The 22,213-nt window shown below is 62.8% G+C and carries 22 protein-coding genes; 6 read left to right on the plus strand and 16 right to left on the minus strand.

Annotated features, from left to right (window positions below; all coding sequences use genetic code 11):
- Window positions 1–57 precede the first annotated feature (57 nt).
- From yajD to sppA, 5 genes are all read right to left on the minus strand, one after another.
- The gene (yajD, locus tag MKR05_RS01485) at window positions 58–402 is read right to left on the minus strand and encodes an HNH nuclease YajD (protein WP_002901254.1); all 345 of its coding nucleotides are present in this window, start codon (window positions 400–402) and stop codon (window positions 58–60) included.
- A 160-nt stretch (window positions 403–562) separates the two neighbouring features.
- The gene (locus MKR05_RS01490; protein ID WP_032452507.1) at window positions 563–1,816 is read right to left on the minus strand and encodes a glycoside hydrolase family 18 protein; all 1,254 of its coding nucleotides are present in this window, start codon (window positions 1,814–1,816) and stop codon (window positions 563–565) included.
- 171 nt (window positions 1,817–1,987) lie between these two features.
- The gene (gene pncA, locus MKR05_RS01495) at window positions 1,988–2,629 is read right to left on the minus strand and encodes a bifunctional nicotinamidase/pyrazinamidase (RefSeq protein WP_048334778.1); all 642 of its coding nucleotides are present in this window, start codon (window positions 2,627–2,629) and stop codon (window positions 1,988–1,990) included.
- 9 nt (window positions 2,630–2,638) lie between these two features.
- Window positions 2,639–3,658, minus strand: a complete 1,020-nt coding sequence (ansA, locus tag MKR05_RS01500; RefSeq protein WP_032452508.1) for an asparaginase — start codon at window positions 3,656–3,658, stop codon at window positions 2,639–2,641.
- A 138-nt stretch (window positions 3,659–3,796) separates the two neighbouring features.
- A complete protein-coding gene (gene sppA / locus MKR05_RS01505) occupies window positions 3,797–5,650 on the minus strand; it encodes a signal peptide peptidase SppA (RefSeq protein WP_004203792.1) in 1,854 nt (617 codons plus the stop codon).
- A 166-nt stretch (window positions 5,651–5,816) separates the two neighbouring features.
- Between sppA and MKR05_RS01510 the strand changes: the two genes are divergently transcribed.
- Window positions 5,817–6,368, plus strand: a complete 552-nt coding sequence (locus MKR05_RS01510; RefSeq protein ID WP_064154871.1) for an NAD(P)H nitroreductase — start codon at window positions 5,817–5,819, stop codon at window positions 6,366–6,368.
- Between the two features lie 240 nt (window positions 6,369–6,608).
- Here MKR05_RS01510 and phoC read toward each other — a convergent pair whose 3' ends face one another.
- Complete coding sequence (gene phoC / locus MKR05_RS01515; RefSeq protein ID WP_008807621.1) at window positions 6,609–7,355, minus strand: acid phosphatase PhoC; 747 nt, start codon at window positions 7,353–7,355, stop codon at window positions 6,609–6,611.
- A gap of 225 nt (window positions 7,356–7,580) precedes the next feature.
- Here phoC and selD point away from each other — a divergent pair, with 225 nt between their 5' ends.
- The 3 genes from selD to MKR05_RS01530 all read left to right on the plus strand — a co-directional run bounded on the left by selD (window position 7,581) and on the right by MKR05_RS01530 (window position 11,730).
- Window positions 7,581–8,624 (plus strand): selenide, water dikinase SelD, encoded by a 1,044-nt coding sequence (gene selD / locus MKR05_RS01520; RefSeq protein WP_284118034.1) that lies wholly within the window; start codon window positions 7,581–7,583, stop codon window positions 8,622–8,624.
- 4 nt (window positions 8,625–8,628) lie between these two features.
- Window positions 8,629–10,575: a DNA topoisomerase III gene (locus MKR05_RS01525; RefSeq protein WP_023289280.1), complete on the plus strand. Its 1,947-nt coding sequence runs from the start codon at window positions 8,629–8,631 to the stop codon at window positions 10,573–10,575.
- Between the two features lie 174 nt (window positions 10,576–10,749).
- Complete coding sequence (locus MKR05_RS01530; protein ID WP_072413017.1) at window positions 10,750–11,730, plus strand: NAD(P)H-quinone oxidoreductase; 981 nt, start codon at window positions 10,750–10,752, stop codon at window positions 11,728–11,730.
- A gap of 43 nt (window positions 11,731–11,773) precedes the next feature.
- Here the strand turns inward: MKR05_RS01530 and gdhA are convergent, their stop codons facing one another.
- Together gdhA and MKR05_RS01540 are read right to left on the minus strand one after the other, a co-directional pair.
- Window positions 11,774–13,117 carry an NADP-specific glutamate dehydrogenase gene (gene gdhA / locus MKR05_RS01535; protein WP_284118035.1) on the minus strand — a complete coding sequence of 448 codons (1,344 nt, stop codon included), beginning with the start codon at window positions 13,115–13,117 and terminating at the stop codon, window positions 11,774–11,776.
- 182 nt (window positions 13,118–13,299) lie between these two features.
- The gene (locus MKR05_RS01540) at window positions 13,300–13,710 is read right to left on the minus strand and encodes a pyrimidine (deoxy)nucleoside triphosphate diphosphatase (protein ID WP_023289283.1); all 411 of its coding nucleotides are present in this window, start codon (window positions 13,708–13,710) and stop codon (window positions 13,300–13,302) included.
- Window positions 13,711–13,796: 86 nt separating this feature from the next.
- On the opposite strand from MKR05_RS01540, the gene MKR05_RS01545 reads away from it, so the two are divergent.
- Window positions 13,797–14,411: a CDP-alcohol phosphatidyltransferase family protein gene (locus tag MKR05_RS01545; protein WP_072422037.1), complete on the plus strand. Its 615-nt coding sequence runs from the start codon at window positions 13,797–13,799 to the stop codon at window positions 14,409–14,411.
- 51 nt (window positions 14,412–14,462) lie between these two features.
- Here the strand turns inward: MKR05_RS01545 and MKR05_RS01550 are convergent, their stop codons facing one another.
- From MKR05_RS01550 to MKR05_RS01580, 7 genes are all read right to left on the minus strand, one after another.
- Complete coding sequence (locus tag MKR05_RS01550) at window positions 14,463–15,770, minus strand: sulfurtransferase (protein ID WP_124074151.1); 1,308 nt, start codon at window positions 15,768–15,770, stop codon at window positions 14,463–14,465.
- Between the two features lie 93 nt (window positions 15,771–15,863).
- Window positions 15,864–16,496 (minus strand): ATP-binding cassette domain-containing protein, encoded by a 633-nt coding sequence (locus tag MKR05_RS01555; protein WP_023289286.1) that lies wholly within the window; start codon window positions 16,494–16,496, stop codon window positions 15,864–15,866.
- Entirely contained in the window at window positions 16,496–18,031 is a 1,536-nt protein-coding gene (locus MKR05_RS01560; RefSeq protein ID WP_238875512.1) for an ABC transporter permease subunit, read from the minus strand. Before MKR05_RS01560 ends, MKR05_RS01555 begins: the two co-directional genes overlap by 1 nt.
- Entirely contained in the window at window positions 18,004–19,182 is a 1,179-nt protein-coding gene (locus MKR05_RS01565) for an ABC transporter substrate-binding protein (protein ID WP_130952532.1), read from the minus strand. Before MKR05_RS01565 ends, MKR05_RS01560 begins: the two co-directional genes overlap by 28 nt.
- A gap of 2 nt (window positions 19,183–19,184) precedes the next feature.
- Window positions 19,185–19,745, minus strand: a complete 561-nt coding sequence (locus tag MKR05_RS01570; RefSeq protein WP_023289289.1) for a carboxymuconolactone decarboxylase family protein — start codon at window positions 19,743–19,745, stop codon at window positions 19,185–19,187.
- On the minus strand, window positions 19,742–20,452 hold the full coding sequence (locus MKR05_RS01575; RefSeq protein WP_023289290.1) for a TVP38/TMEM64 family protein: 711 nt from the start codon (window positions 20,450–20,452) through the stop codon (window positions 19,742–19,744). Before MKR05_RS01575 ends, MKR05_RS01570 begins: the two co-directional genes overlap by 4 nt.
- On the minus strand, window positions 20,439–21,077 hold the full coding sequence (locus MKR05_RS01580; protein ID WP_223822588.1) for a TVP38/TMEM64 family protein: 639 nt from the start codon (window positions 21,075–21,077) through the stop codon (window positions 20,439–20,441). The genes MKR05_RS01575 and MKR05_RS01580 overlap by 14 nt, the downstream gene beginning before the upstream one ends.
- On the opposite strand from MKR05_RS01580, the gene MKR05_RS01585 reads away from it, so the two are divergent.
- The gene (locus MKR05_RS01585) at window positions 21,009–21,152 is read left to right on the plus strand and encodes a hypothetical protein (protein WP_023289292.1); all 144 of its coding nucleotides are present in this window, start codon (window positions 21,009–21,011) and stop codon (window positions 21,150–21,152) included. The genes MKR05_RS01580 and MKR05_RS01585 overlap by 69 nt on opposite strands.
- A 155-nt stretch (window positions 21,153–21,307) precedes the next feature.
- Here the strand turns inward: MKR05_RS01585 and xthA are convergent, their stop codons facing one another.
- Window positions 21,308–22,114, minus strand: coding sequence for an exodeoxyribonuclease III (gene xthA / locus MKR05_RS01590; RefSeq protein WP_023289293.1), 807 nt, complete (start codon window positions 22,112–22,114; stop codon window positions 21,308–21,310).
- Window positions 22,115–22,213 lie beyond the last annotated feature (99 nt).

Below are 22,213 nucleotides of genomic sequence, written 5' to 3' on the forward strand. Positions count from 1 at the left end.
ATCCGGCGCCGGACAAGGGTAGCGTCAACGACCGCGCCCGGCGGTCAGTCGCTTCGCTTACTTTTTATTCATCATCGCTTTCAGGTCGGCAAACGGGTTGTAGGTGGCCTCGCCGACGCTCTTTTGCGCATCTTCGCCCGCTACCACCGTGGAGCCATACTGATCGGCTTCGGTGTACTTGGAGTGTTCGTGATCGTGACAGTAAAGGCACAACATCTCCCAGTTGCTGCCATCTTCCGGGTTATTGGAGTGGTCGTGATCGATATGGTGCACCGTCAGCTCGCGCAGATTGGAGTAGACAAACTCCCGTGAGCAGCGTCCGCATACCCAGGGAAAGAGCTTGAGCGCCTTTTCGCGGTAACCCACTTCCAGACGTGCGTAATTTTTGGGGATATAGGCCATGGCCCCCTGCCTCCTGTCAAACGGTTAAGCTGCGCCAGCCCCTGGCGCAGCGGATAACAGGCATCATAACCTATCCCGGGCGGCGCGATATACCTGCATTGCCGGCGATGCTGCCTGCGTCACGCCGCCCGGCGGCGGCGATGCGGCGGAACAGCCGCGATTAGTGTTTGATCCCCAGCGATTCCGCCAGCTGGCGGGCCAGCTGGTTCTGGTCATCGGCGCCATACTCCCAGAACATCGCTCCGGCGAGGCCTTTCGCCTTGATGTAGTCCGCTTTAATGGCCACCGAGCGCGGGTTCTCATAGGAGAGGGCGAACAGCGGCTTGCCCTCCGCGGACTGCACCGACAGCCACGGGACTTTCGCCTCATCGTCCCAGTGCTCGGTAAAGCGTTTCTGCGGATCGTTGAGCAATTTGCCCACGATATCATTGTATTTCACGTAAGTGTCTTTGCTCAGGTCATAGCCCAGCGAGGCAAACAGCGCGATCTGCTGTGGACCAAAATAGGGCTGGGTGACCGGGTTCTTTTGCGCATCCGCTTTACTCCAGTCAATCCCCGGCTCGACCGCCCGTTTCGGCACCCGGCCATAAAAACCAATTCCGAGGTTCATCTGGCTGGGTTTAAGCCCGGCGGCCAGGTAATTGTTGACCACAAAATCGGCGCTGTATTTATCCGCCGCGGCGACCGTCGGCCAGTGGCTGGAGTCATACAGGTTCGAGTTGAAGTACTGCGTGCCGTAGGCCATGTCGTAGGTCATCAGGTTGATGTAGTCGAGCGATGACGCAATCGCTTTAACGTCCACCCAGCTTTTCGGGCTTTCGGCGTTGGCGCCCACGGCGATAGTGACCAGTTTCCTGGTACCAAACGCTGCGCGCAGCTCTTTTAACAGCGCGGTAAAGTTATCGCGATCGGCCGGTTGACTGGCAACCAGCCCCCAGGCGCCGTTGACCGGAAACTCCCAGTCGAGGTCAATCCCATCCAGACCATATTTTTCAACAATTTCCTGCGCAGACTGAATAAACACCTTCCGGGTTTCTTTGCTTGCCGCCGCGCCGGAGAAACCGCGCGCCCCCCAGCCGCCGACCGACAGCAGGACTTTGAGGTCCGGGTTCTGTTTACGCAGGGCCGGGAGCTTTTGCAGATCCGCCTGCACCTTCGGCGACAGCCAGATCTCATGCAAATGAGCAGGATCCTTCAGGGCTGCGTTGGTCTCGTCTTTTTCATCGTTATAGATAAGGCCAAACGAGTAGTTGAGATGGGTGATCTGCCGGACGTCCAGCTTGTCGATATCCCCGCCCGGCCCGGCAGTGACGTCGCCGCCGCCGTTGAAATAGCCGACGGACATCAGCGGTTGGGCAGAGAGCGCGGAAGCGCAAAGCAGGGGCAAGGCTGCCAGCAAGGGCAAACGTTTCATAGTGGTTCCTCTTTGACTTAAAAAAATAACCGCGCCACGGAAATGGCGTGGCGAAAAAACAACCTTGCCAGACTACCAGCAATAACCTGTTGAAACTGCGAGAGAGTTCAATTTATGGACGATAACGAAGCGGCAGAAGAAGCCCCCGGCGCGGACGCGCCGGGGGAGGGATCAGGCGTGGGTTTCCCGCCAGTCGTCGAGGGTATAGAGCGTGGCGCCTGCGGCGGCCATCTCCATAAACGCCTGGCTGCTGTCCTGCGGCTGAAGATTCACCCCGCGGCAGCCGTCGGTGATGACGTTGACCGCGTAGCCCAGCGCCAGGGCATCCAGCACGGTGAACTTAACGCAGTAATCGGTGGCGAGGCCGAGCACGGTCAGCTCCACGATCCCCTGACCACGCAGCCAGCCGTCCAGTTCAGTTTTCTGCCGGTGACCGTTGTCAAAAAAAGCGCTGTAGCTGTCGATGACCCGGTTTTGCCCTTTGTGGAACACGGCGGCGATGGCCTGCTGCTTGAGCAGGGGATGCAGCGCCGCGCCTTCGCTGTGCTGAACGCAGTGATCCGGCCAGAAAGTTTGCGCCAGGCCATCCAGGTCGCCCTGGGTGTAGGGTTCCACCTGGTGCTGGCTGGCGAAGCTGCCGTGATCCGCCGGGTGCCAGTCCTGGCTGGCGACGATGGGCTCGCCGCGCGCCAGACTCCAGTCGATAAGCGCATTGGCCACCTCGACGGTGCTGTCGCCTTCGGGAACCGCCAGCGCGCCGCCGGCGCAGAAGTCGTTCTGCAAATCAACCAGTAACAGCGCTCGATGCGCCATACGTCCTCCTTAAGCTTCGTCAGGGGTCAGTTCGCCACGCAGATTCTGCTGCATCGCCGCGCGAATGGCGTCAACGTCCAGCTGCTGGCTCAGCAGATAGTGTAGCTTGGTCAGCGTCGCTTCCACCGTCATATCGAAACCACTGATGACTCCCGCCTGGGCGAGGGCATTGCCGGTGGCATAGCCGCCCATGTTCACTTTACCGGACATACACTGCGTCAAGTTGACCACCACAATGCCGCGCTGGCTGGCTTCCGCCAGCACCTGAATAAACTCGCCATTCTGCGGCGCATTGCCGACGCCGTAGGAGCGGAGGATCAGCGCTTTCACCGGCTGGCGCAGGAAATTACGCACCACGTCGGCGGAGATGCCGGGGTAAATCGTCACCACGCCAATCGGCTGCGGGGTGATGGGGTGCACGATAAGCTCTCCGCAGCCCTGCGGCGCCGGCGGGGTACCGAGACGGCGGATATGGATCCCGGCCTCCAGCAGCGGCGCGAGGTTTGGCGAGGCGAAGGCGTCAAAGCCGTCGGCATGGGCTTTAGTGGTACGGTTGCCGCGGAACAGCCGATTGTTGAAGAACAGCGCCACTTCGTTAATCGGATAGTTGGCGGCGACGTACAGGGCATTGAGCAGGTTGATCTGGCCGTCGGAGCGCAGCTCGGCCAGCGGGATTTGTGACCCTGTCACAATCACCGGTTTGCCGAGGTTTTCCAGCATGAACGACAGCGCAGAGGCGGTAAACGCCATGGTGTCGGTACCGTGGAGGATCACAAAGCCATCATACTCCTCGTAATGGCTGCGGATATCGTCGGCGATGTGCTGCCAGTCCTCAGGGGTCATATCGGATGAATCCATCAGCGGATGGTATTCATGGATCGTGAAGTCCGGCATCTCCGGGCGATGGAACTCAGGCATCAGCGCCAGTTGACGCTGGAGATGGCCGGAAACGGGTACATAGCCGTGTTCAGAGCGCTGCATACCGATGGTCCCACCGGTGTAGGCAACGTAAATCGATTTTTTTTGCATAGCATCGCTTAGGTTGGTCGTAGACAGGCGCAGTATAAAGAGACGGAGGAAAAAATACAGTGTTGGCCGCTCGCTTTGTGGCGGCGCTGGCAGGTGCGGAAAAAAGGCTGCCCCGGGAGACGGGGCAGCCGCTGCCTATTAACGGATGTTGGCGCAGGTCAGGCAGAAGGCATAGCGGTTCTGCGGGTCGTTAAACGCCGCCAGCTTGTCGCTTTCGGCTTTCACCGTCTCGGCTGCCGCGGCCACCGGCGCAGGCAGCCAGGCCTGAATGGCGGCCGGCAGCGAGGCGCGTACCGAACCGGTCAGGCTGTCCAGCACCATCGAGAAGAAGGTGGGCTCTTCCTGATAGTAGTTGAGGTGCCAGGTTTTCAGCTTCGCCAGCTCGGCGGCCTTGGCCACCGCGTCGTCGAAGTCGCCGAGGCTGTCGACAAGACCGTTGGCTTTGGCATCTTCCCCGGTCCAGACGTGGCCCTGGGCAATCTGGTCGATTTTCTCCGGCGTGCTCTTACGCGCGTTAGCCACCAGGGTGATAAAGCGTTGATAGCCGTTCTCAATGCTCAACTGCATCAGCTGCTGCACTTCCGGCGGCAGCGCTTTGGTGCTGGAGATATCCGCCAGCGGCGACGTGGCGACGCCGTCGGTATGGACGCCAATCGACCCAAGGGTGTTTTCCACGGTGTTGATCACCCCAAAGATGCCGATGGAGCCGGTGAGGGTGCTTGGGTTCGCGACAATGTAGTCCGCCGGCGTGGAGATCCAGTAGCCGCCGGAGGCCGCCATGCCGCCCATTGAAACGACCACCGGTTTACCCGCGGCTTTGGCCGCCGCCAGCTCTTCGCGAATGATTTCCGAGGCGGTCACGCTGCCGCCCGGGCTGTTGACGCGCAGGACGATGGCCTTAATTTTCGGGTCGAGGCGCGCATCGCGAATTTGCGCAGCGGTGGTGTCGCCGCCGACGTTGCCCGGGGTCTCCTCGCCGTCCATGATGGCGCCGTTGGCGAAGATCACCGCGATGGCGGAACCCTGGTCAGACGGTGTCTTCACGTTGTAGTCGTAATAGCTGATCGCCCGGTAATTGTTATCCGCTTTGCTCCAGCCAAACTGTTTGGTCAGCGCCTTTTCCACTTCCGTGGAGGTCGCCAGCTCATCCACCAGCTTATTGTCCAGCGCATATTTCGCCGTATCGCCGCCCACCTTACGCAGGCCATCGATAATGCCCTGGGCGCCCGGGAAGAGCTGCTGGGCGGTGATCTGCCGGTTGGCGGCGATGGTGTTGAGGTAGTTCTGCCACAGTTCGCCAATCCAGCGGCTGTCCGCTTCGCGGGCGGCAGGGGACATGTCATCGCGAATGAAAGGCTCGACGGCGGATTTATAGGTGCCGACACGGAAGACATGGGTGGAGACTTTCAGCTTATCCAGCAGCGACTTGTAGTACAGCCCGTTGGTGGCGAAGCCGTGCAGGTCCACCTCGCCCTGCGGAGAGAGCCAGATTTTGTTGGCAAAGCTCGCCAGGTAGTACTGGCCCTGGCTGTAGCTGCTGCCGACGGCATACACCGGTTTGCCGCTGTCGCGGAATTCGCGCAGCGCTTTACCGATGTACTGCATGGAGGGCTGATCGCCGCCGACGAAGTTTTTCAGATCCAGCACAATACCGGTGATATTACGGTCATCCTTCGCCTGACGGATGGTCTGCACGATATCGAACAGAGAATTCTCCTGCAGACGGTCCGAGCTGGCGCCAAACAGTTGGCGGCCAATTACGCCGAGCTTGCTGCTGGCGGACGGTTTATCCACCACCACGCCGGTAATATCCAGCAGCAGCGCGCCGCGCGCAGCATGTTCGCTGGTGGTGCTGCTGAACTGGCTCCAGATGCCGATACACACCAGCACCAGCACCAGGAAGATCGCATTGAGGGCCAGTTTGCGAATAAAGTTGAGTATCCGCCACGTCCATTTAAAAAAGCTGGCAATCAGTCGCCAAAGGGTTCGCATGTATTCTCCCTAACGTTATCTAAAAATGGGCAGGCCGCAGGGGCCGCCGCGTCTGGCTATCCTAAAGAGTGAGCCGTCGGTTGTCAGCAGGAATCACCGACCGCGCTGTAACAAAATCCTTGTGCATGTTAATTTTATGAAAAATGACATCACAGGAGTTATACAGATGGATGCTCTCGACCTACTGCTTAATCGCCGCAGCGCTTCCCGCCTGGCGGAACCGGCCCCGGCCGGCGAACAGCTGGAAAACATTCTGCGCGCCGGGCTGCGCGCCCCGGATCATGGCGCCCTGCAGCCGTGGCGCTTTTACATCATCGCCGATGCCGGCCGCGAACGCTTTAGTCAGCTGCTGGAAAAGGGGGCCCGGGAGGCCGGCCAGGATGAGAAGGGCATAGAGAAAGCCCGCAATGCGCCGTTTCGCGCGCCGCTGATCATTACCGTAGTGGCGCGCTGTGAAGACCACCCGAAGGTGCCGCGCTGGGAGCAGGAGATGTCCGCTGGCTGCGCGGTGATGGCGATGCAGATGGCGGCCCTGGCCCAGGGATTCAACGGCATCTGGCGCAGCGGAGCATTGACCGAGAGCCCGGTGGTGCGGGCCGGCTTCGGGTGCCGCGAGCAGGATAAAATCGTCGGCTTCCTCTATCTGGGCACGCCGCAGCTGAAAGCCTCAACCACCATTGCCCTGCCGGATACCGCGCCGTTTGTGACGCGATTCTGAGTCAGCGCGTGTTACGCCGGGTGGCGGCTGCGTCTTACCCGGCCTACATAACCATCCTTATATCAGACGGATACCCCTTAATGTAGGCCCGCGCAAGCACAGCGCCGCCGGGCGATGGCAGCAGGCTCGGAGCCGCATCTATGCCGGGCGGCGGCGTGCGCCTTACCCGGCCTGCCGCCCCAAAGGTAGCCCGGACAAGGCGCGCCAGGCGCCGTATCCGGGAGTTCAACGACGATGACGTTACTTCTGCGTTTTGGCGAATTCGTCTTTGGCTTTCTGCAACTGCTGCTGGAAGGCCGGGTTGGTGTGCAGCGTGGCGACCACCGCGGAGCCGACGATGCGCGCCGCATCGACATCGCTCTGCCAGTGATAGCCGCAGATCACCCGGCTCTCGCCGAGCTCATAGCCGCGCTTCAAAATTTCGTTCTGCCGCTGCGGGTTGATCTCCGCCAGCACCAGGGCGGTGGCCCAGCCGATGGAGGTATGCCCGGATGGGTAAGAGCCGTTCTTCGACAGCTTGTCCTGCTCGGTGGTGTTGCAGGTGGAGACACCGTAGAAGGCAAACGGGCGAATGCGCATATACTTCTCTTTCGCGCCGCGGGTCGCCAGATCGCCGGCGTCTTCAATCATATTGGTCAGCAGCTTATGGAGCTGCGGCGCGTCCTTTTCGGTGATCGGCGAGCCAAAGGCGCTGGAGAAAGCGTTAGCCACGCCGCCCGCGCTGAGGTTGGCATCTTCTGCCGCCAGCTTCCCGCGCTCGGTGTTGCGCAGCAGGCGCCCCTGCTCATACATCGCCTGATCGTTTAAGAACGCGATACTGCCCACCGCCGGCGGCGGCGGCAACAGCGCCAGGCTGTCGATGGCCTGGGCATTGGTCAGATAGTAGAGATCGGGCTTGGTGGTGACATCGTTACCGGGGGGAACCAGCGCGAAGGCGTTAACGGAGAAGAAACTGGCCAGGCAAAGGGCAAGAACACGCTTTTTCATTAGAATTTCCTTACGTCATAATCATTCCAGAGAAGACAGTCCTGGGTTGTCACATTTCTGTCATCTTTAAGTAAAAGTGAAAATGGTCGGGAAAAAATTGCCGCGTCTCGCAAAAACGGCTTTTTGTCTGCTTAATGAGCAACCATACGCGATTTCAGACTGTCGTACTTACCACCCTGACGTTTGGGCGCTAACATAGCGGGATTGCAATGACAGGAGATGTCCATGAGCGAGCAAGCCATTCGTTTAACGCAATACAGCCACGGAGCCGGTTGTGGTTGTAAAATTTCCCCGAAAGTGCTGGAAACCATCCTGCATAGCGAGCAGGCGAAGTTTGTCGACCCGAACCTGCTTGTCGGCAACGAAACCAGCGATGATGCCGCCGTTTACGATCTTGGTAATGGCACGTCAATCGTCAGCACCACCGACTTCTTTATGCCGATTGTCGATAATCCGTTCGACTTTGGCCGCATTGCCGCCACCAACGCCATCAGCGATATTTTCGCCATGGGCGGGAAACCGATTATGGCGATTGCCATTCTCGGCTGGCCGATCAACACCCTGGCGCCGGAAATCGCCCGCGACGTGGTGGAGGGCGGGCGCTTTGCCTGCCAGCAGGCCGGGATCGCGCTGGCGGGCGGCCACTCCATTGACGCTCCTGAGCCGATCTTTGGTCTGGCGGTCACCGGCGTGGTGCCCACCGAGCGCATCAAGAAAAACAGCACCGCGCAGGCGGGCTGCAAACTGTATCTCACCAAACCGCTGGGGATCGGCGTGCTGACCACCGCGGAGAAAAAATCGCTGCTCAAGCCAGAGCATCAGGGGCTGGCGACGGAGACCATGTGCCAGATGAACCTCGCCGGCGCCGCGTTTGCCGCTATCGACGGGGTGAAGGCGATGACCGACGTCACCGGCTTTGGCCTGCTCGGCCACCTCAGCGAGGTGTGCCGCGGGGCCGGCGTGCAGGCGCAACTGCGCTATGCCGATATCCCGAAACTGCCGGGGGTGGAGGAGTATATCGCCGCCGGCGCGGTGCCGGGCGGCACCGGGCGCAACTTTGCCAGCTACGGCCATTTGATGGGCGAGATGCCGACGGCGTGGCTCGATCTGCTGTGCGACCCACAGACCTCAGGCGGTCTGCTGCTGGCGGTGACCCCGGAGGCGGAGGCGGAAGTCCAGGCCGCCGCGGCGGAGTTCGGTATTAAGCTGGCCGCCATCGGCGAACTGGTGACCGCCCGTGGCGGGCGACCGATGATCGAGATCCGTTGATTCGATGCGGTTGTTTATTGCAGAAAAACCGAGTCTCGGTCGGGCTATCGCCGATGTGTTGCCTAAACCGCACCGCAAAGGCGATGGCTATATTGAGTGCGGCAACGGGCAGGTGGTCACCTGGTGTATCGGCCATCTGCTGGAGCAGGCGCAGCCGGACGTCTATGACAGCCGCTATGCCCGCTGGAATCTCACCGACCTGCCGATTGTGCCGGAGAAATGGCAGCTGCAGCCCAAACCTTCGGTCACCAAACAGCTGAATGTGATCAAGCGCCTGCTCGGCGACGCAGAGGAGGTTATCCACGCTGGCGACCCCGACCGTGAGGGGCAACTGCTGGTGGACGAGGTCCTCGACTACCTGCAGCTGGCGCCGGAGAAGCGCCAGCAGGTGCAGCGCTGTCTGATAAACGATCTCAACCCGCAGGCGGTGGAGCGGGCGATCAACCGCCTGCGCGCCAACAGCGAGTTTGTGCCGCTTTGCGTGTCGGCGCTGGCGCGGGCGCGCGCCGACTGGCTGTACGGCATCAATATGACCCGGGCCTATACTCTGCTGGGGCGCAACGCCGGCTATCAGGGGGTGCTCTCCGTGGGGCGGGTGCAGACCCCGGTGCTCGGCCTGGTGGTGCGCCGCGATGAAGAGATTGAAAATTTCGTCGCCAAAGATTTCTTCGACGTCAAAGCGCATATCGTCACGCCGCAGGAGGAGCGCTTTGTCGCGACCTGGGTGCCGAGCGAAGCCTGCGAACCTTACCAGGATGAAGAAGGGCGCCTGCTGCATCGTCCGCTGGCCGAGCACGTGGTTAAGCGTATCGAAGGCCAGCCGGCGCTGGTGACCGGCTATAACGATAAGCGCGATTCCGAACCCGCGCCGCTGCCGTTTTCGCTGTCGGCGCTGCAGATTGAGGCGGCCAAACGTTTCGGCTTCAGCGCGCAAAACGTGCTGGATATCTGCCAGAAGCTGTATGAAACCCACAAGCTCATCACCTATCCGCGTTCGGACAGCCGCTACCTGCCGGAAGAGCATTTCGCCGGCCGCCATGCGGTGCTGAATGCGATTGCCGTCCATGCGGCGGATCTGCTGCCGCAGCCGGTGGTGGATCCGGAGATCCGCAACCGCTGCTGGGATGATAAAAAGGTCGACGCGCACCATGCGATTATCCCGACCGCCCGCAGCAGCCAGGTCAAACTCACCGATAACGAAGCGAAGGTCTACACTCTGATCGCCCGGCAGTATCTGATGCAGTTCTGCCCTGACGCGGTGTTCCGTAAATGCCAGATTGACCTTGAGATCGCCAACGGCAAATTTGTCGCCAAAGCGCGTTTTCTGGCCGAGGCGGGCTGGCGGACGCTGCTTGGCAGCAAAGAGCGCGATGAAGAGAACGACGGCACGCCGCTGCCGGTGGTGGCCAAAGGCGATGAACTGCTGTGCGAGAGGGGCGAGGTGGTGGAGCGCCAGACGCAGCCGCCGCGCCACTTTACCGACGCCACGCTGCTGTCGGCGATGACCGGGATTGCCCGCTTCGTGCAGGATAAAGATCTGAAGAAGATCCTCCGCGCCACCGACGGCCTCGGCACCGAAGCAACCCGCGCCGGGATTATCGAACTGCTGTTTAAGCGCGGTTTCCTGAGCAAAAAGGGGCGCTATATTCACTCCTCGGAGGCCGGAAGGGCGCTGATTCATTCCCTGCCGGAGATGGCCGGGCGACCGGACATGACCGCCCACTGGGAGTCGGTATTGACGCAAATCAGCGAGAAACAGTGCCGCTATCAGGACTTTATGCAGCCGCTGGTGGGGACGCTGTATCAGCTGATCGAGCAGGCGCGCAGCACGCCGGTGCGCCAGTTCCGCGGTCTGGTGGCGCCTGGCGGGGCGAAAAAATCCTTCAGTAAGGGCAAAGGCAAAGCGAAAGGCAAAAAAGCGGCAGACGATGCCGCGCCGCCGCCGCAATAACCCGCCCGGCGGCCGCGAGGATGCGCTTCCCCGCGGCCGCCGTTTCTCCCCCCGCCAGGTCAATGGTCTACACTAAACAGCCGGGAAGGGGTTGACGACCCTCTCAAAACAGGGATGCCCATTGCCCTTCCCGATGCCGTTGCTCATTTCTCTCCCAGGCGATAAGGAGGACCCGTGAAATATATCGCTATCAGCCAACCGGGCGGCCCGGAAGTATTGCAGATCCGCGAAGGTGAGATCCCCACCGTCGGGGAGCATGAGGTGCTCATCGAGGTGAAAGCGGCGGGCGTCAACCGGCCGGATATTCTGCAGCGCCAGGGGCTGTACCCTATGCCTGAGGGCGTCACCCCCGTGCCCGGCCTCGAGGTGGCGGGTGTGGTCGTGAAGGTCGGCGCGCAGGTCACAACCTTTGCCCCCGGGGATCGCGTCTGCGCGCTGACAAACGGCGGCGGGTATGCCGAATACTGCGCCGTCCCGGCAGGCCAGACGCTGCCGATCCCGGCGGGCCTCAGCTTTAGCGAAGCGGCCGCCATTCCGGAAACCTTCTTCACGGTGTGGGCGAACGTTTTCCAGCTCGGTAAGCTGCAGTCCGGCGAGAGCATTCTGATCCACGGCGGCGCCAGCGGGATTGGCACCACCGCGGTCCTGCTGTGTCACGCGCTGGGGATGAGCGTCTATGCCACCGTCGGCCAGGACGAAAAAATTGCCGCGCTGCGACCCTACGCCACGGCGATCAACTACAAAACCGAAGATTTCGCAGAGAAAATTCACCAACTGACCAACGATGAAGGGGTGGATGTCATTCTGGATATCGTGGGCGGCCCTTACTTTAACCGCAACCTGGGGCTACTGAAAAAGGACGGGCGGCTGGTCATCATCGGCTTTATGGGCGGGCGAATCGCTCATGAGGTGGATATTCAGACCCTGATGCTCAAGCGGGCGACCGTCACCGGCTCCACCATGCGCGGCCGGACGACGGCGGAGAAACAGGAGATTGCCGAGGCGCTGCGGCGCCACGTCTGGCCGCTGCTTGAGGCAGGGAAATGCAAGCCGATGATCTACGCCAGCTACCCGATGGCGGAGATTGCCGAAGCGCATGCCTGTCTGGACAGTGGTCAGCATCTGGGGAAAGTGGTGATCACGATGACGTCGTGAGACGCCTCCCGGCGGGCAGCCGCCGGGAGGGCGTCAGGGGAGGTTAAATCACGCCCTGGGCGAGCATGGCATCCGCCACCTTCACGAAACCGGCGATATTGGCGCCGCGCACGTAGTTGGTCTGCTTCGCTTCACCGCCGTACTGCACGCAGGCGTGGTGGATATCCAGCATAATGTGATGCAGGCGGGCATCCACTTTTTCCGCTTTCCAGCCCATGCGTGCGGCGTTCTGCGCCATCTCCAGACCGGACGTCGCCACGCCGCCGGCGTTGGCCGCTTTGCCCGGGGCAAACAGCACGCCAGCTTCAAGGAACAGATCGGTCGCGGCGATGGTGGTCGGCATGTTGGCGCCTTCCGCCACGGCCTTCACGCCGTTGGCAATCAGCTGGCGGGCGGCATCGACGTCCAGTTCGTTCTGAGTGGCGCAAGGCAGGGCGATATCCACCGGCACTGACCATGGCTGCTGGCCTTCGAGATAGGTGAGGCCAAACTCGCGGGCGTAGTCGGCCACCCGGCCGTGGGCACGCTCTTTGATGTCGATCAGGCGGGCCAGTTTTTCTTTGGTGAAGCCCGCCTCGTCAACGACGGTGCCGTTGGAGTCGGAGGCGGTGACCACCCGCGCGCCGAGCTCCATCGCTTTCTCAATGGCGTATTGCGCGACGTTGCCGGAGCCGGAGACCGCCACGCGAGCGCCTTCGAAGCCGAGGCCGTGACGTTTGAGCATTGCTTCGGTGAAGTAGATCAGGCCGAAACCGGTGGCTTCCGGACGGATCAGGCTGCCGCCGAAGGAGAGGCCTTTACCGGTGAAGACGCAGGCGCTGTTGTTAGAGAGTTTGCGCATCATGCCGGCCATAAAGCCGACCTCGCGGCCGCCGACGCCGATATCGCCCGCCGGTACGTCGGTATCCGGGCCAAGATGACGATAGAGCTCGGTCATCAGCGCCTGGCAGAAGCGCATCACTTCGCCATCGCTCTTGCCTTTAGGATCGAAATCGCTGCCGCCTTTCCCGCCGCCCATCGGCAGGGTGGTCAGGGCGTTTTTGAAGGTCTGCTCGAAGCCAAGGAATTTGAGAATCGACAGATTCACCGACGGATGGAAGCGCATCCCGCCCTTATACGGGCCGATGGCCGAGTTGAACTGCACGCGCCACGCGCGGTTGACCTGGACCTGATTGCGGTCGTCCACCCACACCACGCGGAACTGGATCACGCGCTCCGGTTCCACCAGACGTTCCAGCAAAGCAAGCTGACGATAGCGCGGATTTTCCTCAAGGAAAGGCCACAGGGTGGTCATGACCTCCCGGACGGCTTGAGCAAATTCGGTTTGATGAGGATCGCGCTGTTGAACGCGGGTGAGAAAGCCTTCCAGAGTGCACGTCTGATCCATAGATATAAGTTCCCCTTATGGTTGTGGTTGCGTGTATTTATTATGATTCGGTCCTTGAAAAAACCGATTTTCCGACTATAACACCGCTAATCCTTAGGCAAGCAAGGAAAAATTAAGCCGTCAGCAAAATTTATAATTGCCCGCCCGTCATAACTAAAAACGATGACGAGGCGGCGAGCGGATCAGCGGGGAGAAAGGGACGGGCGCTGGGCGATAAAGGCGTGCAGGAGGGGGATATCGGCCGGGGCGAGATCGAGGGTTAAGGCGTCGGCAGGAAGGCACCAGCGCAGCTGGCTGTGATAGTGGGCCAGCGGCGCGCCCTGAAAGTTCGGTACCCACCAGGCGTGCAGATGGATCTGGCGACCGGAGACTTCCCGCTGATGGCTGGCGATATAGCATGCCGGGTGGGCGATGATGCCCATCTCCTCCCGCAGCTCCCGGGCCAGCGCCTGCGGCTGGCTTTCACCCGGCTCCACTTTGCCGCCGGCGAATTCCCACATTCCCGGCTGGTCGGCGTGGGGCGGGCGCTGCGCCAGCAGAATTTTGCCATCCTGTTCAATAATGGCGGCGACAACTTCAATCATTTTTAGCATAAGCATCAACGTTAATAAGACCAAACTGGCCTATTATCACCGCCATAGACCTTCACTGACAACCGCCAACTCTGCTGGAGACCCCCGTGCTTGATAGCCACCTGCATCCTCGCCTCAAACCTCTGCTTAACACTGCCGCCGGCGCGCTTGACCGCCCGGGCATTTCGCCAGACGGGCTGACGCTGCTCGGTTTTGCCATCGGCGCGCTGGCTCTGCCATTTCTGGCATTAGGGTGGTATGGCGCGGCGCTGGCGGCCATTCTTCTCAACCGCCTGCTGGACGGCCTGGACGGCGCCCTGGCGCGGCGGCGCGGGCTTAGCGACGCCGGCGGTTTTCTCGATATCTCACTGGATTTTCTCTTCTATGCCCTGGTGCCGTTCGGTTTTATCCTGGCGGATCCGCAGAATAACGCGCTGGCGGGGGGCTGGCTGCTGTTTGCCTTTATCGGCACCGGCAGCAGCTTTCTCGCCTTTGCCGCGCTGGCGGCAAAGCACCAGATCGCCAATCCCGGCTATGCCCATAAATCGCTGCACTATCTCGGGGGGCTGACGGAGGGGACGGAGACTATCCTGCTGTTTGTCCTCAGCTGCTTGTTTCCGGCGCATTTCGCCTGGCTGGCGTGGCTGTTTGGCGCGCTATGCTGGCTGACGACGGCGACGCGTATCGCCAGCGGCTACCAGACCTTAAAGCGGGTGGCGTGAGCGGGAAATTGCGCGTCGCCGGCAGGGGACGACGCGCGCGGGTGGGACGCGTTACTGGCTGCTTTCCGGGCCGCGTTCTCCGCGGGCGACCGGATTGTGCGGGTTGCTGCTCCATTCGTACCAGCCGCCGTCATAGACGGCGACGTGCGGCCAGCCCATGGCCCGGGCATACATGAAGGTTTCCGAGGCCCGCCAGCCGGTTCCGCAATAGAACGCCACCTGCTGGTCAGGCAGGATGTTCCACTGGCGCCACAGGGCGGCGATATCGTCGGCGCTGCGCATGGTGCCGTCCGGGTTATGGAAGTCTTCCATGTGCGTGGAGTCGCTTCCGGCATGGCCCCAGCGGGCGCCGGCGATGTCGCCCTTCGGTTTGATATAGCTGTAGCCGCTGGTGGTGCCGATAAACTCCGGCCACGAGCGGACGCTGACCAGCGAGGCGTCCTGGCGGTGCAGCAGACCGCGGGCCTGCCCGGTATCCAGCATCAGCTGCGGCTGGCCGGGGATCGGCGCGCCAAAATCCGGCGCCGTCTGCGGCGTCGGCGGCATGCCGCGCGCCACCGGCAGACCGGCGTCGGACCAGGTCTGCCAGCCGCCGTCCAGCAGGCGCACGTCTTTGACGCCGGCGTACAGCATGATCTGCGCCACCCGCGCCGCGGCGTAGACGTCGCGACCGTAGAGGATCACCGTGGTGTCATGGCGGATGCCGTGCTTCGCCAGCATCGCCTTCAGCTGCGCATCGGAGACTTTATTCCACAGCGGTTCGCTCTCCACCTCATTGGTGTCGATATAGCCCGCGCCCGGGATATGGCTCAGCAGATAGAGCTTCGGCGCTCCCCAGGCGGCCTCAAACACTTTCCAGTCGCCGGCCGGGGCGGCAGCCACGCTTTTCCCTTGCTGCAGATCGTGCAGCCACTGCGGGTAGACCAGCTGTTCAAAGTGCGGCAGCTTTTGCAGACGGTCGCCCTGGCTCAGAGCGTCGCTCAGGACGTTGAGCCGGGTGAAGCCCGCTTGTTTCAGTCGCGCCGCGACGCTGGCGTTATCCTCAGGACTGCCGTACAGCGCGATGGGGGTATCGGGCTGGAGCTGGTACTGCTTAGCCCAGCCCTGGAGCTGCTCGTCGCTCATGGCGCCGAGCCAGCGGGCGGAAAGGTTCAGCGCCTGCGGCTCATGCCCTTCCGGGCCGTTGACGTGCTGCGGCCAGCCGTTGTAATAAGCGCTCAGGCGGGTGTCGATGGCCACGCCGTGCTGCTGTTGCAGGTGGGAGAGGGTGAGCGCTGGCATGGTTTCAGCGGCGCAGGTGGTGGTAGCAGCAAGCCCCATGAGCAGGGCGAGTGCGGTCAATTGAGAAACACGTTTCATCGAAATGCCCGACGGTAAAAAGTGGAGGGCGTATTCTCCGCTTGCCTGGCGTTGATTTCTTTGCGGTAACGCAGGTTTGCACGCTATTGCGCTTCATTGCCAGCGCTCCATCGCCAGGCACCGCCCCGTCGGCGGACAGTCCTCGCGATCGTGGGTCACCAGGATCGCCGGAATGGCCTGGCGGGCCAGTTCCTCAAATACCCAGCGGCGGAACGCGGCGCGCAGGGTAGCATCCAGGCGGCTGAAGGGCTCATCCAGCAGCAGCGCCTCGGGGCGCGCCAGCAGGGCGCGCAGCAGACTCACCCGCGCCCGCTGTCCGCCGGAGAGCGTGGCCGGGTCGCGCACGGCGAAGCCATGCAGCCCGGCGCGACTGAGCGCCTGCTCCACCGCGGCTTTTCGCGCCTCGCCGCGCACGCTTTCCGGTAGCGCCAGCTGTAAATTTTGCCCGACGCTGAAATGGTCGAACAGCAACGGGTCCTGAAACAGGATGCCGATGCGCCGGCGCTCCGTCGGCAACGTATCGCAGCGCCGATCGTTGAGCCACAGCTCGCCCTCGGCGCGGAAGTCGCCGGCCAGAGCGCCAATCATCCATGCAAACAGCGTCGATTTTCCGCTGCCGGAAGGGCCCATCAGCGTCAGCACTTCACCCGGGGCCACCGAGAAGGCGACCTCCCGCAGCAGCGGCTGACGTTTCACGCTCAGGGTCAGATGGTTTACGGTTAGCACTAGCGAAGTCCTCGTCGATAGCGGCCCGCCAGCCAGGCCAGCAGGGCCGTCAGGGTAAAGCATACCGCCGGCAGCAGTAATTGCCACAGCGCCTGGGCGGCGAGCGTCTGCGCCTCGCCGCCGCCGCTGAGCGCCACCGCCTGGCTGGTGAGCGTCGGGATACGGCCTGCCCCCAGCCATAGCGTTGGCAGATACTGCGCAATGCTCACCGAGAAACCCACCGCCAGGGCGGTCAGCAGCGGGCGGGTCAGCGAGGGCAGGGTCAGCAGCCAGAAAATACGCGTGGGATCCCAGCCGAGCGTGCGGGCGATCACCGCCATCCGCGGATCGCGCTGGCGCCAGGCCGGGCGCAAAATAAACAGCATCCACGGCACCACCCACAGCAGATGGCCCCACAGGACGGTCCACCATTCGCCGTCTAGCCAGGCGTACAGCGCCAGCCGGTACTGGCCGTCGGCCAGCGGCAGGGCCGGCAGCACCAGCGGCAGCCAGACCCAGCCATCTCTCCGTGCCGGACCGCAGGCCAGCCACAGCAGGCAGACGGCCGCGCCGAGGGCGCAGGCCGCCAGCGCCAGACCAAGGCTGTTAATCAATGCCTCGATCTGCGGCGGCGCCGAGCGCGCCAGCCCCGCCAGCAATAGCGCGCACAGCAGGCCGCTCAGCGGCAGGGCACTCGCCAGCAGGCGGCCGGGCAGGGCGTGGGGATGGGGATGCCGAACGCCGCGCAGATCGGGCAGGCGTCGACGCTGTAGCCGCCATCCGCCCCAGGCGACCAGCGCCAGCCCGCCGAGGATCGCCAGCAGCAGCAGGCTGGCCAGCGCCCCTTTCGCCTGCTGCAGGTCATCGCCCTGGCTTAACCACTGCCACGCCAGCACGGCGAGGGTGGGTGGATTGCCGGGCCCCAGCACCAGGGCGACGTCTACCGTCGACAGGCTCCAGGCCGCGGCGGCCAGCAGCACCATGCCGAGGGCGGGCAGCAGCCCAGGCAGCACCAGCCAGCGCAGGCACTGCCAGCGGCCGTAGCCGAGGCTCTTTAGCGCTGTCGCCTGGTCGGCGAGGCGCGCCTCCCCCAGCAGGCCGTAGATCACCCACAGCACAAAGGCGCTCTCTTTCAGGGCCATCGTCAGGCCAAGCCCGATGCCGTACCGGTCGACCGGCGGCGTCAAAAACGGCAGCCGCTGCCAGATCCAGCCGCCTTCGGCGAACAGCAGCAGCGCCGCCGTCGCCAGGGCAAGATGGGGCACCGCCAGCAGCAAGGGCAGGCGGGAAGCCAGTCGCCGCCAGCGGGCCGAAGGCCAGAGGGCGGCGACGATGGTCAGGGCGATCAGTAACGCGCCGCCGACGGACAGCAGCGTGGAAACAAGGGTGGCGGCCAGCGCCTGGCCCAGCTGCGGGTCGGCGAACAGCGCCCGCCAGTGGACCGGGGAGAGCGCCGGCCACACCAGCCCTGCGGCGGCGGGGAATAAGGGCAGATAGATTGCCGCCATCGTCCCCCAGGCCAGCAGGATCAGTGGGTACCGTAGCGGCGCAGCCATTCCTGCTCCAGTGCGTCAACCCACGCCGCGTGCGGCTCGGCAAGCACCGGCGGCAGATCCTGCGGCAGGGTGGCCGCCAGCGCCTGGCGCTGCTTGTCAGGTAGACGCTGCGGGTCCAGGACGCTTGGATCGCCCCAGACGGCGGCATCCGCCTTGCGCAATTGCGCCTCAGGGGAGAGCAGGAAATTGGCCACCACTTTGGCGGCGGCGACGGCGCGCGCGTTGGCCGGAATAGTCACGAAATGGACGTTGCCGAGGGTCCCTCCGGTAAAGCCGAAGCTGTAGCTGTCCGCCGGTAACTCCCCGCTGGCGGCCTTCTGCCGGGCATGGAGCGGATTAAACGTCAGCGACAGGCGGAGGGTGCCCTGGTTGAGCATGGCGTCCATCCGCGCCGGCGACGCCGGGAAATCCTTGCCCGCCCGCCACAGCGCCGGGTGCAGCGTATCGAGATAGCGCCACAGCGGGGCGGTGACCGCCGCGAAAGTCGCCGTCTGAGGCGGCTGGCGCAGGGCGGCAGGCTGGTCGGTGAGGGCGATCAGCAGTTGCTCCAGCAGGGCGGTACCGGTGAAGTCCGGTGGCCGCGGGTAGGTTACGCTGCCCGGATGGGCTCTGGCGAAGGCCAGCAGCGCCTGCGGGCTGGTGGGAGGCTGCGGGGTTTGTTCGCGGCGGGCGATAAACGTCAGCTGGGCGCTGCCCCACGGCGACTCGGCGCCCTCGGTGGCGACAGAAAAATCTTCCTGAACCGGCTTTTGCCGATCGACATAGCGCCAGTTGGGCAGCGATTCGGCCCAGCCGGTGAGCAGCAGGTTGGCCTGTTTTAGGGTGTGAAAGTTTTCGCCGTTGATCCACAGCAAATCCACCGAACCGCCGCGGCGACGGCCAGCCTGCGCCTCAGTCTGGATGCGTTTCACCGCGTCGGCGGCGTCGGCGATGGGGACAATACGCAGGTCGATCGCGTAGTGTCGTTTGACCTCCTCGCTGACCCACGTCAGATAGCGGTTAACGGCCGGGTCGCCGCCCCAGGCGTTAAACCAGACGGTCTGGCCACGGGCTTCCGTCTGGGTCTGCCGCCAGCTGTCGTCGGCATTCACCACCAGCGGCCAGAGCAGCAGCAGGTACAGACAGAGGCTGAAATCACGCAAACGGCGCATCGTTACTCCTTATTATGCGGGGAAGAGGGGGGTATCTTGCACAGCCCCTGGGCCGGGATCGCCATCGCGGCGTTGAACCGCGCTGATAAATTTTGCAGGCCAATCAGGGCGGTCAGCTCGGTGAGCGCCCGGGCGTCAAAATGCGCCGTCATCGCGCTGCGCAGGGCATCATCCACCTCCGGCGGCGTCTGACTGGCGGCTTCGGCATAGGTCAGCGCCAGACGCTCTTGCTCGCTAAACAGCGTACTGTTGCGCCAGTCGGCGACCGCCAGCAGTTTGTCGCGACCTCCGCTCCGCGCCGCGAGGGTCATGCTGGTGATATCGATGCAGAATTCGCAGTGGCACAGCTGGGCGATGCGGGCGCTGACCAGCGAGCGCAGCACCGGATCCAGCGGCGAGCGGCGGCGTTCAATATAGCCCACGAACAGCGAGACCAGGTAAAACAGCCACGGGATCCGTCCCCACCAGCGAATGGGGCTCAGCACTTGGCCGTAATGACGACGGTGCAGCCAGGCCTGCGGACGAAGGATCAGGGGGACAGTATCCAGCGGGGGTAAGCTCATGGCGACGATCTCTTATGACGTTCACGGTAAATATTTTTGGCGATGGAGATGACCACCGCCAGGGCAAAAAGCAGCGAAAGGCCAGTGGCCAGCCAGAAGGCGCCTCCGGTCAGCAGGCTCCCGGCCCAGGAATAGACGATGGTCGCCGGCAGCTGTCCCACGCCGGTGGCCAGCATAAAGGGCCAGAAGCGCAGCGAAGTCAGTCCGGCGGCATAGCTGACCGGATCAAAAGGGACAAACGGCAGCAGGCGACAGACCAGGATCGTCTGCGGGCCAAAGCGGGCGAAATAGCCGTCGACGCTGCGCAGCACCGTGCGGCCGGTGAGTTTCTCCACCACCTCGCGCCCCAGCGCTCTGGCGATGCAGAAGCAGAGCCCGGCGCCGACCATGGCGCTGAACCACGACAGCGCGCCGCCCCAGAAGGCGCCGAACAGCGCGGCGTTCGCCAGGGTTATCAGGAAGGCCGGCAGCGGGGCGACGATCGCCTGGAGGATCATCAGCGCAAAAGAGACCAGCGCCGCCTGCGCCCCCCAGGCGGCGATAAAGTCTTTAACATGCTGGGGATCCAGCGACGCTAGCGCCGTCAGGCTGTGCTGCAGAAAGGCTCGCCCGCCGGGGAACCACAGCCAGGCGGCCAGAGCGGCAACGGCCACCACGGCGAGAGCCAGCCGGGCGCGGCGCAGGTGACGGCGATCAGGTCGGGTCATGGCGCACCTCCTCGCCGGGCGTTGCCACACGGCGGGCGCGGGCAAACCGTTTGCCCATCTGCACCAGGGCAAACAGCAGCCCGCCGGCGAGGCTCAGCTTGAGCGCGAAGGCGAAGGTCGCCCCCTCGCGAGCCAGTTCGCTGGCCATCACCGAATAGATCACCAGGCCCGGCAGGGTGGTCACGGCGGAGATCAGGGTAAAAGGCCAGAAGGGGATCGCCGTCAGGCCGTAGGCGTAATTCTGAATGTTGTAGGGAAAGAGCGGCACCAGGCGGGTGAGGATCAGAAAATCGCTGCCGCTGCGGGCGATACCGCGCTCAATGGCCTGGAAGACGGCGGTATGGCCCACATAGCGCTGCAGCAGATCGCGCCCAAGCCAGCGGGCGATCAAAAACGACAGCGAAGAGGCGACAGTGGCGGCGGCAAACGAGAGCAGAGAGCCGGTCAGCGGGCCGAAGAGTATTCCGCCGGCGATCACCAGCAGGCTGCCGGGGATCAGGCACAGGGTGGCAATGATAAACAGCGCTGCATAGACCAGATAGCCCCAGGCGCCCTGATGGCGCAGGGTCTCCTGCAGCAGATGCAGGTGAGTCAGCAGATCGTGGAGACCGACGCGGTGGCTGATAACGGCCAGCGTGGCCGCCAGCGCGATGAGTCCCAGCCCTTTACCAATGGCCGGATGATGGCTTCTTTTTCATGAAGGGGTCTCCTGTACAGCCTGGACGCGGTGGACATTAAAAAGTGCGCGCGACAGTATCCTGTTCAGACGACGGCCACAATGGTTTACCGTCGCTTTGTTGATTTTGCTCAGGAAATTCTGCCCCCCGCGCGGCGGGAGGCAGGTCAGGACGTGGCTTACGGCCGGAAGGTGGCCCACACCGGCGCGTGGTCGGACGGTTTTTCCATCCCGCGGATCTCATAATCGATTCCGGTCTCCACGCAGCGCTGGGCCAGAGGCTGGCTGGCCAGCAGCAGGTCGATGCGCAGCCCGCGGTTATCGTCGAAGCCTTTGGAGCGGTAATCAAACCACGAGAAGTGCTCCTGATTGTCCGGGTTAGCCTGACGCCAGGTATCCACCAGGCCCCAGCCCAGCAGGCGGTCCATCCATTCCCGCTCTTCCGGCAGGAAGGAACATTTACCGGTGCGCAGCCAGCGTTTGCGGTTCTCTTCACCGATACCGATGTCGAGATCGGTAGGGCTGATGTTCATATCGCCCATGATCAGCACCGGATTCTCTTTATTGAGCTCGGTCTCCAGGTAGTTCTGCAGATTCTGATAGAACGCCGCTTTGGCCGGGAATTTGGTTTCATGATCGCGGCTTTCACCTTGCGGGAAATAACCATTAATCACCGTAACGTTACCGAACGGCGACGGGATCTCGGCCATGATGATGCGGCGCTGAGCCTCTTCGCCATCGTCCGGGAAACCGCGGCGGACGGCAATCGGCGTCTCTTTGGTCAGCAGAGCGACGCCATAATGGCCTTTCTGGCCGTGATAAAAGACGTTATAGCCGAGTCTGGCGACCTCTTCGAGAGGGAACATATCGTCGTGAACTTTGGTTTCCTGCAGGCCAATCACGTCCGGCTGGTGCTTTTCGACGATGGCGGCCAGTTGGTGTGGGCGGGCGCGCAGGCCGTTGATATTAAAAGAGACGAATTTCATAGTCGCTGCCACTGTGCAAGGTGAATAGTGCAGGGATGGTAGCAGAAATTCGCCAGGCTGGCTGCCATCCGATGCGTCATTCTGCCAATCGCTGCGCAT

It is taken from the genome of Klebsiella sp. K5-204, from assembly GCF_030128585.1.
GTDB classification, from domain to species: domain Bacteria; phylum Pseudomonadota; class Gammaproteobacteria; order Enterobacterales; family Enterobacteriaceae; genus Klebsiella; species Klebsiella quasipneumoniae.

What these genes read in the sequence shown, in the direction of transcription:
- yajD (WP_002901254.1), bottom strand. Translation starts at nt 402, where the DNA reads ATGGCCTATATCCCCAAAAATTACGCACGTCTGGAAGTGGGTTACCGC.
- MKR05_RS01490 (WP_032452507.1), bottom strand. Translation starts at nt 1,816, where the DNA reads ATGAAACGTTTGCCCTTGCTGGCAGCCTTGCCCCTGCTTTGCGCTTCC.
- pncA (WP_048334778.1), bottom strand. Translation starts at nt 2,629, where the DNA reads ATGGCGCATCGAGCGCTGTTACTGGTTGATTTGCAGAACGACTTCTGC.
- ansA (WP_032452508.1), bottom strand. Translation starts at nt 3,658, where the DNA reads ATGCAAAAAAAATCGATTTACGTTGCCTACACCGGTGGGACCATCGGT.
- sppA (WP_004203792.1), bottom strand. Translation starts at nt 5,650, where the DNA reads ATGCGAACCCTTTGGCGACTGATTGCCAGCTTTTTTAAATGGACGTGG.
- MKR05_RS01510 (WP_064154871.1), top strand. Translation starts at nt 5,817, where the DNA reads ATGGATGCTCTCGACCTACTGCTTAATCGCCGCAGCGCTTCCCGCCTG.
- phoC (WP_008807621.1), bottom strand. Translation starts at nt 7,355, where the DNA reads ATGAAAAAGCGTGTTCTTGCCCTTTGCCTGGCCAGTTTCTTCTCCGTT.
- selD (WP_284118034.1), top strand. Translation starts at nt 7,581, where the DNA reads ATGAGCGAGCAAGCCATTCGTTTAACGCAATACAGCCACGGAGCCGGT.
- MKR05_RS01525 (WP_023289280.1), top strand. Translation starts at nt 8,629, where the DNA reads ATGCGGTTGTTTATTGCAGAAAAACCGAGTCTCGGTCGGGCTATCGCC.
- gdhA (WP_284118035.1), bottom strand. Translation starts at nt 13,117, where the DNA reads ATGGATCAGACGTGCACTCTGGAAGGCTTTCTCACCCGCGTTCAACAG.
- MKR05_RS01540 (WP_023289283.1), bottom strand. Translation starts at nt 13,710, where the DNA reads ATGCTAAAAATGATTGAAGTTGTCGCCGCCATTATTGAACAGGATGGC.
- MKR05_RS01550 (WP_124074151.1), bottom strand. Translation starts at nt 15,770, where the DNA reads ATGAAACGTGTTTCTCAATTGACCGCACTCGCCCTGCTCATGGGGCTT.
- MKR05_RS01560 (WP_238875512.1), bottom strand. Translation starts at nt 18,031, where the DNA reads ATGGCTGCGCCGCTACGGTACCCACTGATCCTGCTGGCCTGGGGGACG.
- MKR05_RS01565 (WP_130952532.1), bottom strand. Translation starts at nt 19,182, where the DNA reads ATGCGCCGTTTGCGTGATTTCAGCCTCTGTCTGTACCTGCTGCTGCTC.
- MKR05_RS01570 (WP_023289289.1), bottom strand. Translation starts at nt 19,745, where the DNA reads ATGAGCTTACCCCCGCTGGATACTGTCCCCCTGATCCTTCGTCCGCAG.
- MKR05_RS01575 (WP_023289290.1), bottom strand. Translation starts at nt 20,452, where the DNA reads ATGACCCGACCTGATCGCCGTCACCTGCGCCGCGCCCGGCTGGCTCTC.
- MKR05_RS01585 (WP_023289292.1), top strand. Translation starts at nt 21,009, where the DNA reads ATGGCGCAGGGTCTCCTGCAGCAGATGCAGGTGAGTCAGCAGATCGTG.
- xthA (WP_023289293.1), bottom strand. Translation starts at nt 22,114, where the DNA reads ATGAAATTCGTCTCTTTTAATATCAACGGCCTGCGCGCCCGCCCACAC.